This is a genomic window from Variovorax sp. 10N420, from assembly GCF_056394705.1.
The window spans coordinates 333,933-348,867 of sequence record NZ_JBFTIJ010000003.1 but is presented as its reverse complement, the minus strand read 5'-3'; the positions used below and the strand labels follow the sequence as shown (position 1 = coordinate 348,867).

General features: G+C 63.5%; 12 protein-coding genes. 5 read left to right on the top strand and 7 right to left on the bottom strand.

Features of this window, described 5'->3' with window-relative positions; genetic code table 11:
* Positions 1-7: 7 nt before the first annotated feature.
* Positions 8-1,159 carry a cytochrome P450 gene (locus AC1DEK_RS09685; protein WP_478125010.1) on the bottom strand — a complete coding sequence of 384 codons (1,152 nt, stop codon included), beginning with the start codon at positions 1,157-1,159 and terminating at the stop codon, positions 8-10.
* 51 nt (positions 1,160-1,210) lie between these two features.
* Between AC1DEK_RS09685 and AC1DEK_RS09680 the strand changes: the two genes are divergently transcribed.
* The gene (locus AC1DEK_RS09680; protein ID WP_478125009.1) at positions 1,211-1,927 is read left to right on the top strand and encodes an ArsR/SmtB family transcription factor; all 717 of its coding nucleotides are present in this window, start codon (positions 1,211-1,213) and stop codon (positions 1,925-1,927) included.
* Here AC1DEK_RS09680 and AC1DEK_RS09675 read toward each other — a convergent pair.
* The 3 genes from AC1DEK_RS09675 to AC1DEK_RS09665 form a co-directional block, all read right to left on the bottom strand.
* On the bottom strand, positions 1,921-3,438 hold the full coding sequence (locus AC1DEK_RS09675) for an AMP nucleosidase (RefSeq protein ID WP_478125008.1): 1,518 nt from the start codon (positions 3,436-3,438) through the stop codon (positions 1,921-1,923). The genes AC1DEK_RS09680 and AC1DEK_RS09675 overlap by 7 nt on opposite strands.
* A gap of 171 nt (positions 3,439-3,609) precedes the next feature.
* On the bottom strand, positions 3,610-4,962 hold the full coding sequence (gorA, locus tag AC1DEK_RS09670; RefSeq protein WP_478125007.1) for a glutathione-disulfide reductase: 1,353 nt from the start codon (positions 4,960-4,962) through the stop codon (positions 3,610-3,612).
* A 61-nt stretch (positions 4,963-5,023) separates the two neighbouring features.
* Complete coding sequence (locus tag AC1DEK_RS09665) at positions 5,024-7,087, bottom strand: DUF6600 domain-containing protein (protein WP_478125006.1); 2,064 nt, start codon at positions 7,085-7,087, stop codon at positions 5,024-5,026.
* Between the two features lie 139 nt (positions 7,088-7,226).
* On the opposite strand from AC1DEK_RS09665, the gene AC1DEK_RS09660 reads away from it, so the two are divergent.
* Positions 7,227-8,561 (top strand): Fic family protein, encoded by a 1,335-nt coding sequence (locus AC1DEK_RS09660; RefSeq protein ID WP_478125005.1) that lies wholly within the window; start codon positions 7,227-7,229, stop codon positions 8,559-8,561.
* A gap of 78 nt (positions 8,562-8,639) precedes the next feature.
* Here AC1DEK_RS09660 and AC1DEK_RS09655 read toward each other — a convergent pair whose 3' ends face one another.
* Together AC1DEK_RS09655 and AC1DEK_RS09650 are read right to left on the bottom strand one after the other, a co-directional pair.
* Positions 8,640-9,770 (bottom strand): extracellular catalytic domain type 1 short-chain-length polyhydroxyalkanoate depolymerase, encoded by a 1,131-nt coding sequence (locus AC1DEK_RS09655; protein ID WP_478125004.1) that lies wholly within the window; start codon positions 9,768-9,770, stop codon positions 8,640-8,642.
* Between the two features lie 8 nt (positions 9,771-9,778).
* Positions 9,779-10,204, bottom strand: coding sequence for a CopG family transcriptional regulator (locus tag AC1DEK_RS09650; protein WP_478125003.1), 426 nt, complete (start codon positions 10,202-10,204; stop codon positions 9,779-9,781).
* Between the two features lie 222 nt (positions 10,205-10,426).
* On the opposite strand from AC1DEK_RS09650, the gene AC1DEK_RS09645 reads away from it, so the two are divergent.
* The gene (locus AC1DEK_RS09645) at positions 10,427-10,888 is read left to right on the top strand and encodes a rhodanese-like domain-containing protein (protein WP_478125002.1); all 462 of its coding nucleotides are present in this window, start codon (positions 10,427-10,429) and stop codon (positions 10,886-10,888) included.
* Between the two features lie 382 nt (positions 10,889-11,270).
* Here the strand turns inward: AC1DEK_RS09645 and AC1DEK_RS09640 are convergent, their stop codons facing one another.
* Entirely contained in the window at positions 11,271-12,296 is a 1,026-nt protein-coding gene (locus AC1DEK_RS09640; RefSeq protein ID WP_478125001.1) for a hypothetical protein, read from the bottom strand.
* A 393-nt stretch (positions 12,297-12,689) separates the two neighbouring features.
* On the opposite strand from AC1DEK_RS09640, the gene AC1DEK_RS09635 reads away from it, so the two are divergent.
* Together AC1DEK_RS09635 and AC1DEK_RS09630 are read left to right on the top strand one after the other, a co-directional pair.
* Positions 12,690-13,376 (top strand): aspartyl/asparaginyl beta-hydroxylase domain-containing protein, encoded by a 687-nt coding sequence (locus tag AC1DEK_RS09635; protein ID WP_478125000.1) that lies wholly within the window; start codon positions 12,690-12,692, stop codon positions 13,374-13,376.
* A 2-nt stretch (positions 13,377-13,378) separates the two neighbouring features.
* Complete coding sequence (locus tag AC1DEK_RS09630) at positions 13,379-14,833, top strand: UDP-N-acetylmuramoyl-tripeptide--D-alanyl-D-alanine ligase (protein ID WP_478124999.1); 1,455 nt, start codon at positions 13,379-13,381, stop codon at positions 14,831-14,833.
* The last annotated feature ends 102 nt before the right edge of the window (positions 14,834-14,935 follow it).

The window sequence follows — 14,935 nt, the reverse complement described above, 5'->3', positions numbered from 1 at the left end:
CGTCCGGTCAGTGGAAGCAAGGAATGCGCGCGTTCACGGAGGGCTGGTAGTCCCAGCCGCGCTCGTGCAGCCCATTGGTCGCGAGGCCACGTGACAGCAGCGCCTGAAGGCCCGCCGCTGCGGCAGTGCAGGCGAGCGATTGGCCGGGACACGCGTGCTTGCCATAACCAAAGCCCAGCGTCTGCCGACGGGCCCGCATCAGTTCGAAAGTCGCTGGCGCGGGATTGAGCGCGGGATCCCGATTCGCCGCCCCCAGCACCAGCAGAACCGCATCGCCCGCTGCGAGTTCGGTGCCTGCAATCACGGCGTCTTGCGCGACGAAGCGGCGCGTGTTCTGAACGGACGGATCGTGGCGCGCAACTTCTTCGACCAACGCAGGCAGCAATTCCCAGCGTGAACCGAGCGTGCGGCGCAGGTTCGGCTCGCGTGCCAGCGCGGCCAGGCTGTTGCCCAGCAAGCCCGCCGTCGCTTCGCAGGTTTGCGACAGCAGGCCGATGAGATTGGCGCGAAGCACTTTCGTGCAGCGCTCCGGTGCCTCGGTCTGCACAGCCGCGAGCAGGCTGCCGCCGCGCGCCGGGGCGGCCGCAGCGTGCTGCTCGAATCGCGCCATCAAAGCCACCGCCGCATCGCTGGCGGCGTCGAGTCGAGCCTGCGTCGACAGCGGCGACAGGCAGGCTACGAAGTCCCGCATCCAACGCGATATTGCCGGCAAAGCTTCGTCAGCGAAACCCAGAAGATGCGCCACGGCGCTGACCGGGAACGCGAAGCAGAAATCGCCGAGCGTTTCATCCGCCAGCTTTTCAGCGACCCGCAATGCATCGGCATGCGCCGCGGCGAGATCGAGCCGAGCCAACGCACGTTGCAGCACCGGCTTGTGAGCCGCGTGCAACTCGCCGTCATTCATACGGACGAGCTGGCCGAACACCTCGCCCGCCGGCGTTCCGGCGATCGCATTGGGCACGGGTTCACCGATGGGCCGCACACGCAAGGCATCGCTCGACAGCAGTTCGCGCACGACGTCGGCACGGCTCGCAACCCACAGTCGCAGGCCTTCGTCGCGGACCAGCGCGGGGCCGCTGCGAAGCGTGGCGTACCACGGATACGGATTGGGGTGCGTGACGGCCGCGATGGCGTCTGTGGGTGAGGCGAGATGGTTCATGCGGCAAGTGTGGTGCTTTTCAAGCGATCACACTTCGCTTACGATCGAAGTATGGACGCAACCGCCGACTCCCATCTCGCCCGGCTCGCAGGCGCCATCGCCGAGCCGGCCCGCTCCCGCATGCTGTGCTGCCTGATGGATGGCCACGCGCGCACCGCGACCGAACTCGCCGCCGTCGCCGAAGTTGCGGCATCGACCGCCAGCGCCCATCTGGCGCGCCTCAAGGAGCAGCGGCTTGTCGAATCGGTTGCGCAAGGCAAGCACCGGTATTTCCGGCTGGCCGGCAGCGAGGTGGCTGCCGTGCTCGAAAGCCTGCTGGTGGTTGCCGGCGTCACGCGCAGCGAGTTCAGGCCGACAACGCCGAGCCGGCTTCGCTCGGCGCGCACTTGCTACGACCACATGGCCGGTGCCGTGGGCGTGGCACTGCACGATCACTTGCACAGCCAAGGCTGGCTGAAGGCTTCGTCGGACGGTGCGGGCCGGTCGTATGACCTCACGCAGAAAGGCATGGCCGCACTCGAGGCGCTCGGGGTCGACGTCGAAGCGGCGCGCGCCAGGCGCAGGCGGTTTGCTTGCGCGTGCCTCGACTGGAGCGAACGCCGCCCGCATCTTGGTGGCGCGTTGGCAGCGTCCTTGCTGCAGCTTTCATTGGAGCGCGGCTGGGTCCGCCAGGATCTGGACAGCCGCGCGCTGGCGGTCACGCCGCGTGCGCGCCGGGAAGCGCCGGCACTGTTCGGCCAAGCGGGCGCCGCGCCGGCCGGCTACTGAAACGCCACTTCCGCAAAGCTGCGCAGCTTGCGGCTGTGCAGCCGGCTCGATCCTTCCTTGCGCAGGACGTCGATGGCCGCCATGCCGATGCGCAGGTGTTGCTCCACGCGCTCGCGATAGAACTGGTTTGCCATTCCAGGCAGCTTGATCTCGCCATGCAGGGGCTTGTCGCTCACGCACAGCAGCGTGCCGTAGGGCACACGAAAGCGGAAGCCGTTGGCCGCGATGGTTGCGCTTTCCATGTCGAGCGCGACCGCGCGGCTCTGGCTGAAGCGGCGCTGGGGCTGGTTGCCCGGCAGCAACTCCCAGTTTCGGTTGTCGGTGCTTGCGACGGTCCCCGTGCGCATGATCTTCTTGAGCTCGGTGCCTTGCGTGCCTGTGACCTCGGCCACCGCCTTTTCGAGAGCGAGCTGGATTTCCGACAGCGCCGGGATGGGCACCCACAGTGGAAGCTCCTCGTCCAGCACATGGTCTTCGCGAACGTACGCATGCGCGAGCACGTAGTCGCCAAGCCGCTGCCCCTGACGCAGCCCCGCGCAGTGGCCGAGCATCACCCATGCGTGCGGACGCAGCACCGCGACGTGATCGGTGATGGTCTTGGCGTTGGCCGGCCCGACGCCGATGTTGACCATCGTGATGCCGGTGCAGTCCTCACGCACCAAGTGGTAGGCAGGCATCTGCGGCAGGCGGGCCGGCGACGTGCCCTGCGTCCCGTCGAGCAGTTCGCCGTACACACGGCTTGACCCAGCCGCCATCCCGCGGCGGCGCGTGACCACGTTGCCCGGCTCGATGAAGGCGACGTACTCGCTCTTCTCATCAGTCATCGCCTCATGTCCGAGCCGCACGAATTCGTCGATGTAGAACTGGTAGTTGGTGAACAGCACGAAGTTCTGGAACCATTCCGGCGCCGTGCCGCTGTAGTGGCGCAGGCGATGCAGCGAATAGTCGACCCGCGCCGCCGTGAAGAGCGACAGCGGCTGAGCCTCTCCAGGCTTGGCCTCGAAGGTGCCGTTCGCGATGCCGTCGTCCATTGCGCCCAGGTCCGGCAGGTCGAAGACATCGCGCATCAGCGCACGACGCTCCGCGCTCATCGTGCCTTCGATGTGATCGTTCTCAGCAAACGAAAAGTGAATCGGAATCGGCTGCGTGCTCGTGCCGATCTCGAGCTCCACCTGATGGTTCTCCAGCAGCAGCCTGAACTGCTCCCGGTAATACCGCAAAAACAGATCCGGCCGCGTCAGCGTCGTCTCGTAGCGCCCCGGCCCCGACACAAACCCGTAGCTCAACCCCGCATTGGCGACCGGCGTGCGCCGCGACACCGTGTGCGTATGGATCCGCACAAACGGATAACAAGCACGAACCCGCCCCGGCAGGCTTTCCCCAGCCACAAACCGCTGCATCGCATCCCGAAGGTGCTGCAACCCCCCGTCATAAATCAGCCGAACCTGCTCCAGGGCAGCATCAGCATCGGTAAAACGCGCAGGAGCAATAAACGCAGGCATATAAGGCATGCAACATTGTGGCCCACCATCAAGTCACGCAGCCACCAGCAAAAATGGCCGGCGCAGCCCGGCCAAATTCGCGAACACCGCGGAACTGGCTTCGCCAGGCCGCTGGTGTTGCCCCCGGTAGGGGGTTGGCGAAGCGACACGAAGTGCGCGCAGCCTGGGGGCGAGCAACAGTCAGGGCATAGGTTCGCGCATGGTCACGAACTCCTCGGCCACCGTGGGATGAATCCCGATCGTGCTGTCGAACAGCGCCTTCGTCGCACCGGCCCGCATCGCCACCGCAAACCCCTGAACGATCTCCCCGGCATCCGGCCCGACCATGTGCAAGCCAACCACCTTGTCGCTGGCCGTCTCGACGACCAGCTTCATGAACGTACGCTCCTCGCTCCCCGACAGCGTGTGGCGCAGCGCCCGGAACTCGCTCGAAAAAATCGTGACCTTGCCGAACTTCATCCGCGCCGCGGCTTCGGTGTAGCCGCAGGTGCCGACATTGGGGTGCGTGAACACGGCGGTCGGCGTGTATTCGTAGTCGAGCTGCCGCTTGCCTTTGCCAAAAAGCGAGTCCACCACCACCATTGCCTCCGCCAGAGCGACCGGCGTCAGCTGCTGGCGAGTCGACACGTCGCCGACCGCATAGATCGAAGGCACGGAGCTGCGATAGTGCGCGTCGACGATCACGCCCCCGCGCTCGTCGAGTGCCACACCCGCCGCGTCGAGCCCCATGCCCTCGGTGTTGGGCACCCGGCCTGTCGCAAAAAGGATGACGTCGGCCTCCACCCGCTGGCCGCGAGAGAGCATGGCGCACAGGCCGCTCTCCAGTCGCGTGATCATGTTGATTTCGTTGTTCAGCCGGATGTCGATGCCGGTCCGGGTCATCTCCTTGGCAAGGAACTGCCGAAGATCCTCGTCAAAATCATTGAGCAGATGCGCATTGCGCTGCACCTGCGTGACCTTGGCGCCCAGGCCGTTGAAGATCGAGGCGAATTCGCAGGCGATGTAGCCGCCGCCCACCACCAGCAACCGCTTCGGAAACGGGTCCAGATCGAACATCGCGTCGGACACGACGATGTGCTCACGGCCCGTTACGTCGGGCACGAAGGGCATGCCGCCGGTGGCGATCAACACATGCTGGGCCGTGAACCGGCGTTCACCGACCTGCACCGTTTGGGCGTCCGCGAACTGCGCCCAGCCCTGGATGAGCGTCACGCCCGCGCCTTCGAGCAGGTTGCGATAGACACCATTGAGCCGCGTGATTTCACGTGCCCGATTCGCCTTGAGGCGCGCCCAGTCAAAACGCGTTTCGCCGACATGCCAGCCGTAGCCTGCCGCTTCCTCGAAAGCGTCTGCATAGCCGGCCGCATAGCTGTAGAGCTTCTTGGGGATGCAGCCGACGTTGACGCAGGTGCCGCCGAGTTCCGCGCATTCGGCCAGGGCCACTCGCGCGCCGCGCTGCGCCGCCATACGGGCAGCGCGCACGCCACCGCTGCCGCCGCCGATCACAAAGAAGTCGAAGTCGAATGTGCGCATGGAAGCTCCTTGGCGCCGACTGTAGCCGGCGCAAGGAGAAGCCGCTGCGCACTGTGGCGGATTACGGCCGGTCGACCAGGCCCTGTTGCGGTTGATCCGGGCGGCCCGGGGCGCGGGGCCGAAGTTCCTGCGCCTGGCGCGCCGCCTGTTGCCGTTGCTGGATCATCTGCTGCGCTTGCTGCTGTTGCGCCCGCATGGCCTGTTGTTGCTGCATCTGCATGGCTTGCGCCTGCGCTGCACGTTGCTGGGCCTCGGCCTGCTGTCGCTGCATCTGCTGCAATTGCTGCGCCTGTTGTGCTTGTTGCGCCTGCATGGCTTGGGCCGCTGCGCGTTGCTGGATTTCCTGCTGCTGGCGCTGGGCGTGTTGCAGTTGTTGCGCTTGTTGGGCCTGCAAAGCCTGCTGCGTCGCGGCACGTTGCTGTGCTTCCTGCTGCTGCCTTTGGGCCTGCTGCAGTTGCTGCGCTTGCTGCGCCTGCATGGCTTGCGCTGCGGCGCGTTGCTGCACTTCTTGCTGCTGCCGCTGCGCTTGTTGGAGTTGCTGTGCCTGTTGCGCCTGCATGGCTTGAGCGGCCGCTCGCTGCTGCAGTTGTTGTGCCTGCTGAGCCTGCTGTGCCTGAACGGCTTGCCCTGCCGCGCGTTGCTGGATTTCTTGCTGCTGGCGCTGGATCTGCTGTGCCTGGAGCGCTTGCTGAGCCTGTTGAACTTGCTGGGCCTGCTGGAACTGCTGCATCTGTCGTTGCTGCTGTCTCGGCTGCACCGCACCGGGCGGAGGCACCGCCGCGGCCCTGCTGAAGGCCGCGGGTGACGGCCCACCGTGCAACGGGATCGGCGCGCCCATCCCCACAGGCACGCTGGCAAGCCGCTCGGTGGGCACACGGACGACCTCTCGCCGCCCGATCGGCCCGCGAGCGAAATGATCCGCCGGCACGACCGTGACCGCCCCGGGCATCAGCCGATTGGCAAACTCGGCATTGCGTGCGGCGTTCTGCGCGGCGATTTGGCGGCCAAGCGCAGCGCGATTGGCTTCGTCGATATAGCGCTGGCTGGCTCGGTAGCCGGGCCGCCATGCCTCGCCGGGAGCCAATGGGAACCACCCCACACCGTGGCGCCCTCCGCCGATCGCCAGGTTGGCACTCGCGCCGGCGGCCGTGCCGCCCACGAAGCCCACAAGCGCAGGCGCATAGACAGGGCGCGCGTGCTGACGTCCCGGAACCCAGCACCAGCGCGACCCGACGCGCGCCCATCGGCCGTAGTGTGTCGGTGCAAAGCCCCAAGGCGCGGCGTCGATCCACGTCCATCCCCAAGGCGCTACCTCGGCCCATTGGCCGTTCTGATAGGGCGCCCAGTCGGCGTCGACATTGCGCGGATACCAGACCTCGCCATAGTTCGGATCGTTCTGCCAATCGCCATAGGCGTCGAGTTGCTGGTAGCCGACGGTGTCGCGCGACACATAACGCGCGGAGACCGACTGGTCGTCGATGCGATCGCGTTCCGCCACCCAGCGGTCGAAGTCGCTCGCCGCGCGGACCGGTGCGCCGTTCGCGGCTGCGAGGTTCCTGCCGGAGACCGTCAGTTGCTGATGCGGCCCCAGCGGCGTGCTTTCGCCGTTCTCGCCGAAGAGCGTGACGTTGCCCGCCGCGACCGAGACCTGGGTCGTGCCCGAGCCCGGGTCGACGTTGATGCGGAAGTCCCCGGGGGTGTCCACGATCATGGCCATGTTGGCGGTGTCGACCTCGAAACGTCCGCCGGCGAGATCGTCGCGCACACGAACCTGAAGGCTTCCCTGAGTGGCTGTGATGCGGGCCGTGTTGTCGTCGACCTCGGACATCGTGATGCCGGTCTGCTCGTCGAGCCGCACCGCGGTCGAGCCGACGTAGACCTCTGCGCGTGCGCTTCGATCCGCCCAAAGGCGGTCGCCGGTGGTGAGCGGCCGATTGGGGACCGCCTCGTACCAGTTGTCATCGCCGGCCGGCGAGAAGCTCACCGAACCTTGCTGGAAATTGAGTCGTCCGACGCGAGCCGGGGGGTCTTGCTGCGCTGCCGCAAGCACGCTGGTCAGGAGCAGCGCCAGTCCCAGCAGCCAGCCGGTCGCGCGGCGCGGAAACGGGGTGGTGCGTTGGTTCATGAAAGGGTCCTCGGTACTGACCACTCAACGCGCGACGGCGCCTTGGCGCTGGCATCCGCATTGCAAAGCAATACGAATATCCCGCACGGGAGGAAACCAGGTGTAAGCCGAGCGCCCCTGTCGCTATGGGCGCACCACCATGCGCTTGGCGGCCGTGGAAATCCAATCGGCAATAGAACCGGAAACTGCAGGATCTGTCGTCCGACCTAACCCGTTGATAAATAAACGTTATTCACGTATTCTTAAGGAAAAGGAACCGGAATTCATGTCGGTAAAACCCAAGGCAATCGCCGTCTATGATCAACCCCATCAGTTTGAGCCCCTTCTTCCGGCTCAGGACCTCGATGGGCTGGTTGAAGCCACGCGTCGGATCTTCGAAAAGTCTGCGCAGTTGCGAGCCTCGGCAAGTCCCGAAGCAAGGGAGGCCCTGCGTGCGATTGTGCGGTCGATGAACTCCTACTACTCGAACAGCATCGAGGGCCAGGGCACGCATCCGGCGAACATCGAGCGCGCGCTCAGACACGACTTTTCCGAGAAGCCGGACGTGGCCATGCGACAGCGGATAGCCGTCGCTCACATCGAAGCGGAACTGGAACTTGAACGCCTCGTGACGACAGAGGCGGCCGCCCTCAGCAGCGAATTTCTTTTGAAGGCGCACGCGGCTCTTTACGGCAGGCTTTCAGAAGGCGACCGGCGAACGGAAGACGGGCGCATCGTTGTGCCAGGAGAGATTCGCAAGCACGACGTTGCGGTAGGCCGGCATCAACCTCCGACCTGGCAGTCGGTGCCCCAGTTCTTGGCAAGGATGGATGAGAGATATGGTCGCCTCAAAGGCGTCGATGCTGTGCTCTACACCATCGCGTCTGCCCACCATCGCGTGGCGTGGACTCACCCGTTCGAGGACGGAAACGGGCGAGCTGTTCGCCTGCAGACCCACTGCTCACTGTTCCCTGTGAGCGGAGGCCTCTGGTCGCCAAATCGCGCGCTCGCGCGCCAGCGCAAGGTCTACTACGAGATGCTCGACAACGCGGACAGTGCGCGGCAAGGCGACCTCGATGGTCGCGGAAACCTCAGCCAGAAGATGCTCTTGGCGTGGTGCCGCTACTTCATCGAGCTGTGCGAGGATCAGGTCACGTTCATGACCACGATGCTCGATCTTCGCAAGCTCAAGGACCGCATTCGCGCCTATGTTCTCGTGCGCGGGATCACGGATGGAATCTCCGAGTACCGTGAGGAGGCCATCTTTCCGCTTCAGACGGTCGCCACGGCGGGTTCGATCTCGCGGGGCGACTTCATCAGGATGACGGGCCTGGAAGAGCGCACGGGCCGGAAGGTCGTGTCGCGTTTCCTGGCCGACGGGCTGCTCAAAAGCGATGGTCACCGCTCAGACCTATGCATTGGGTTCCCCATGGCGTCGCTCAACATCCTGTTTCCCAACCTGTACCCAGAAGCGTCCGCGGCAGCGCTCGAGTAGCTGCACACCCACGAGCGGACTGGACAGGCACGCGGGCTCCCCCGCTGAATGAGCGGTTCGCCTTCTGTCTGTTACTAGCTAGCCCGCCGGCCTTGGCCTCGGATGGGCCAGGAAGAAACGCAGCATTTCAGCGCTGGCGTCAGGCCCGGTCGGATCGGTGAAAGAGCCCCTCGGGCTGCCGCCCGCCCAGGCGTGCCCGGCGCCATGCAGCAGCCAGTGTTCGATGGTCTCGCCGCCTTGCTCATAGACGCGGCGGGTGTACCTGCGGCCCTTGCTGGCCTGGCCTCTGGACTCGTCCGTGGGCGCTGCGGCGTTCTGGCTCGCGAGCGCTGCGGCCACCAATTGCTCGCCGTTTCGTGCGTGCACCGTGCCATCGGCGTCGCCGTGGAAGACGATGATCGGTATCGATGGCCGAAGGGTCGGTGCGGCCGCCTGTCCATTCTTCATCACCGAAAGCGCCGACATCAGGTCATGCGCGGCGCCAGCAGGGATCCCCGAATGCACCCCGACGGCGGCGAACAGATCGGGATGCGTCCGGCCGAGGATGTCCGCCATTGCGCCGCCCGCCGACAGGCCGGCCACATACACGCGCCCCGGGTCGACCGCTTGCTCCGACATCACCGACCGCGTGAGCGCTGCGAGCAGCGCCGGTTCGCCGCGATCGCGCTGCTGGTGCTGCGGCTTGAACCAGTTCCAGCATTTCGATGAATTGGCGTGCTGCGTCTGCGCCGGATAGAGCACCAGAAAGCCGTGCTCCTGCGCCAGTCGATTCATCTGCGTGCCGGCGGCGAAGTCGTCCGGATGCTGCGTGCAGCCATGCAGCATCAGCACCAACGGGCGGGCCGTTCCGGTGCCTTTCGCGGGAACGAAGAGCTTGTAGGCGATGCTGCGGTTGCGATGGGCAAAGAGGCCGTCCGTCCACTGGTCTTCGCCGAGCTCCGGTACGACCTCAGGCTCGCTCGGTGCATCGCGTGCCACGGGAGGCGCTTCGACAAATCGCGCCTCGACGTCGACCACCAGCCTGTCATCGTTCGCAGCATGGGTAGGGTGAGCAGGGGTGTGCTCGGCCTCGGCAGGGCGTGCGCCTGGCGCTTCCGGCGGAGAGTCGCCCTTCAATGCGCGCTGGATGGCGCGGGTCGCCTCCTGAAGATTGCCGCCCTGTGTCAGACGCGCGGCCTGATGCATCAGGCGTTCAAAAAGTTGATTCATCGAATACCTCAGCGAATGCGATCGGCCAATGCAGCCTTGACGGCGGGCGGCGCATGCAGTGCGCCAAGAACGGTGATGGAGCCGATGGCGTCCCGCGCGAGTTCGGGCGTCACATCGGCCGAAATGCTCGCGAGGCCGAGCACCCGGATTTCGAGCTTTTCGCCGGCGTCGCGGACGGCTTGCAGATCGGCCGCGCCGAACTGTTGCAGCCCCAGCACCAGCATCTTTCGCGCAACCACCTGCTTGAGCGCGTCGCCATGGGCGGAAAGCTGGTTGCGGATCGCCGTTCGTATGAAGTCCGTCCGGTTGGAATAGAAGCCTTCGGCCACCATCAGGTCGATGTGCCCGAGGTCCACATAGCCCAGGTTGATCGTGATCTTCTCGGCGTCGGGCAGCTTGGTGCGCGGTGCCAAGGGAACGAGTTGATTTTGCATGGCGCCATCCTAACACCATCCAGCCGGATGGTGTTAGGATGGCCCCCGGATGGCCCCCGGATGGCCCCCGGATGGCCCCCGGATGGTCCCGCAGATGGGTCTTGGATCGTTCTTGAATAGAAATCTCGTCGGCAGTATGTTGAACAGGCCCCGGGGGCACCGCTTCTCGAACTGGTGAAGAATGTGTGTTTCCCCAAGTTGGATCACGAAGGACAGCAAGCAATGACCAAGCCGGATGCGACCCCGCCAACATCAGCCGCCATTCCCCCCGGGCGAACTGGCGTCTCGCCGGCCACAGGCTATGCCGGCGACGTCACCCCCGAACAGGCTGCGCAATGGATGGCCGACGGCACCGCGGTGCTTGTCGACGTGCGCACCGACGCCGAACGCGAGTGGGTCGGTTACGTCCCTGGCGCAGTCGGCATCGCCTGGAAGCAGTGGCCCGGCATGGCCCTGAACGGCGCCTACGACGAAGCTGTGCGCGCCGCCGTCCCCCCCGGCAAAAAAGCGGTCCTGCTATGCCGAAGCGGCGTCCGCTCCATCGCCGCCGCCAAGCGTGCCACCGAACTCGGCATCGAGGCATACAACATCCTCGAAGGCTTCGAAGGCGACCCCGACCCAGAGGGCCACCGCGGCCAAAAAGGCGGCTGGCGCCTCCGCGGCCTCCCCTGGAAGCAAAACTAGCCCTCCCCAGCGTTGCGCAACCCGGTCGCTGGACACCGCTGAGGCTGCCGGTGTCGCCAAGAAGGACTGCTATCACGCATTCCGCAATTCTTATAAGAACTGGAAATTGCACTGCAGTGTGGCGGAAAACCGGCACCACTCTCGCTTCGGGATGCAGCTTACTTTGCGAGGTAGAAGCCCCAAACGGCAACCGTTACTACTATGTCGAAATAGGCGCATCTCGAATGCCAAGCGCTATATCGATGCCAATGCGCTATTTACGGAAGCTGCGAATGGTATCGAGTGCCCGAACCTATCGTGCGTCGACTGAGGTCAGGGTTGTAGGTCACGAAGGACGAAGGGCCCGATGCGTAGAGCAATTCGGGGCTTCGTCTTTTATTGCTTACTCAATGGCTAGAAACGCATCGATTTCATAGTTCCTCACGCCGGTTCGCCTCACTGCCTTTTGGATCGATTTGAGTATCCGAGTGTCGTGCGATGCGCTATTCTGATCGGTGCCACTCCAAGTGTACGCGGGCCAGCCATTTTCGTATGCAACGACTTGGCTTTCTGCGTCAAGGTACTGGAGAAGTGTGCTTAAAAAAGCAAATCCCCGAATTCGGTCATCTTTGAAAATTGGGCTGCCATCGGTGTAGACCGCGTATTGGAGCTCGTTTGGTAGCCGCATGACCTCGTCGCCTGGATCCATGAGGCTTGCGAGTCGACCCCAAAAACCGTAGGGAAAGCTCTGCGAAAACACTATCGACTGCATCTCTGCCATGGAACTGGGAAGCGGCGTTGTTGGTATGGCCGGGTTTAAAGAGCCCGTTCGAATGACCCGCTCTGCCCAATTGGCGGTCGGCTCGATAAGCCATGGTCGCCTGAACATCATGGTTCCGTACTGGTAGAGGTGGAATAGTTCGTGACCAAGAGTGCTCCATGTTCCGGGGAACCTATCGAGATTGTTGGCTACGTCGATTCTGAGCGAACACGCCCCGTCCCTTTGCGGTAGGGCTGAATAGCTTGATGGTTCACTATATGCTCGCCCGTAGGTGGCAAGCGCCCCGACGTTCAGATCGATGTACGTGGCGCCCCTATAGCGTGCGCTCTGAAGCGGATCGCGAAACCCAAGAAGGTTATACGCTCTTCGCGCCGCGTCCGCCTGTCTTGCCACGTTTTCGACGTAGTCCGGGACCCCGTTGGAATTTACGTCGGTTTTATCGGGCACCGCGTGCTCGCCGTGGAGCGCATAAAACACTCTGATATTCCTTCCCGGCACCTCGTATTTTTCTGTGAGGGATGGAATGAGGCCAACAGTATTTTGATTGACTGGGCATGTGATGACAGGTTGTGCATTCGCGCCTTGAACGCAAGCCAAGCTTCCAACAAGTAACGAAAAAACGACCTTGGATATTCTTCTAAATATCATTAAACGATTCTCTCTTTTTCTTGAGTATTGGCGCGGTTTGTGATGTGGCCAAGTAGCCAGCCAGCCGATGCGTGACTTCCGCTTGGCGCGCAAAGTGTAACAAGCGATAGGCAATTGAAGCTGGTTTCTGAGACGCCGCTTCAGGCTCATCGTCCGTTGGATAGCGCTTTGTTGTAAAAACATTGGCGTTTGTATTATCAGACTAGTCTCATTGATATTCCGAAAAAATGAGGGTTTTCATTTGATTTTTGGGTGATGCGGGTATGCGTTTCAACCAAAACCAAAATGGTGATAATGCGTCTCTCATAAAAATCCACCCAAGTTTTTTAGAAACCAACTGCAGGCTGATCTCGTATCGAGGCCGTACGCCTGCTGCTCAAAGGAATTCCCTTGGTGAAGCAATCACAAGATGTACTGTTCGCACGACTCAAGAACTTTGATGTCGATGCCGAAGCGCTGCGCTCACACTTTCTGGAGCACATCCAGAACATGCCTTCGACGCCGTATCGCGACAATCGAGTCGACTACGTCGGTTGGGCGGTGACCAGCCGCGACGGGACCCTGGACGACGGCGTTCGACGTCTCGCGCCGTCGGCAGGCGGCTCCGGCGCGCGCGGCGTCAAGTCCACTCGGGCCTGCAGCGGCTACTTGGAGCGGACCATGGATGCGTTAAGCCGAAGTGGTCTCAAGCCCTATCGAGCCCGGATCATGCAACTGGAAAGTGAAGGCGCTGAGATGCCCTTGCATACCGATGCCAACAAGGAGACATGGCGCCTGCACATTCCCATCATCACCAACGTCAACTGTTTCTTCGAATGGCAGCGCGCCGACGGCAGCATCGAGAGCGTGCATCTGCCAGCCGATGGCTCGGCTTGGCTGGTGCGCGTCGACGTGAACCACCGTGCGGTCAATCGCAGCAATGAGCCTTCGCACCGAGTGCATCTTCTGACGGGCTTGGGCGTCAATCCAGAATTCGAAATGCTCACCAAGCCTTGGCTGCCTGTGCACCAATCTCCTTCGAGCGCCGAAGAGGCGCGTGCAGTAGACATGAGTCTTTTCACCCATTCGATGGAGGGCTAACCATGGGGCTGCATGACAATTCTGCCCGGGGGACCATGACCGGTTGGTCGGCGGCCGAACTCGCACAAGTGACGGGCGGAAGCTGGTTAAATCCTCCGCGTAAGAACGACTGGCGATGCGAGGGCATATGCGCGGAACCGAGCCAGTTCCGCGAAGAGCAGATGCTCCTCGCACCAGCCGGCGCTGCGGGCTTGCGGCTCCCGGCGATAAAGCGCCTCGCGCCCAGAGCGGCCGGCATCATTGCCCAAGTCGGCGAAGCGAACGCGCATGGGGATCAGCCTCTGCTCGAGGTGGCAGACTTGCAAGATGCTGTAGCGGCGCTCGGCACCGACGCCCGGAATCGTTTCGAAGGAACGGTCCTTGCGGTGACAGGCAGCGTGGGAAAGACCTCCACTGTCGCGATGGCAGCCCACGCGCTGTCCAGCGCGGGAGCCAGCGATCGCAGCCGCACCAGTGCGAACTCTCCCTATGGGATCGGGTGGAACCTCGCCTCAATGGACCAGCACGCGAAGTTCTGGGTACAGGAGGTGGCAGCAACGCGCATGGATACCTGCAGCAGATTGACCAAGCCCCATGCCGCGATCGTCACGGCCATAGCGCCCGCCCATGCCGCCCGCTTTGGCAGCAACGAACAGATCGCACGACAGAAGGCCTTGATCTATAAGGGCATGGCGCCCGGAGGCATTGCCATCATCAACGCTGACATGCCGGAATTTCCGATTTTTGAGTCGGCCGCCTTGGAAGCGCAGTTGCAGGTAGTGCGTTTCGGCAGTGCAACGGACTGCCATGCGCGGCTGATCAAAATGGTGGGAGCAACCGTTCATGTGGAAGTCTTCGGCGTAACGCAAGTATTCGAGCTCGGCGCAGCAGGCCGCCACATGGCGATGAATGCAACCGCCGTGCTGGCTGCCGTCGCCGCCTTGGGCCGACCAATGTCGTCGGCAGCGCAAGAGCTCGCGAGTTTCGAGCCGCTGCGTGGACGCGGACGACGCAGCCAGGCGGTCTACGCGAATCGAAAAATAGAGGTTTGGGACGAGGCTTACAACGCCAATCCTGCGTCGATGCGCGCAGCGCTGCAAGTGGTCGTTGACACCGATCCCAAGACCGTGCCTTTCGGTTCGCGCGTTCTGGTGCTGGGCGACATGCTGGAACTGGGCGACGATGCGCGGGCGCATCATCTGGCGCTGGAGGCTGACGTGCGCGCGGCGCGCCCTGACCGAGTCTTGCTGTGCGGAGAGCTGATGCATGCTCTGTCCAAGCGGCTGCATGGGGACATCAAGGGGCAGTGGTTCGAGAATGTGGACGCCCTACTTGCGGCATTGGACGCATGGATCAAGGACGCAGACGTGGTGCTGGTGAAGAGTTCCAACGGCGTGGGTCTCACGCGCGTCGTCACTCGCCTGCTACGACCGTCCCCGATCGCAGCCGCAGAGCCAATAGTCGAGGAAAAGGCATGAGCGCGCTCTCGAACGTCCGCCGCGCGGGCGGCAGGGTAGCAGGGAGGCAAGGCTCATGAACCTGAGTGAATTGTTGATCACGGCGCGTCCGACGACCGCCAG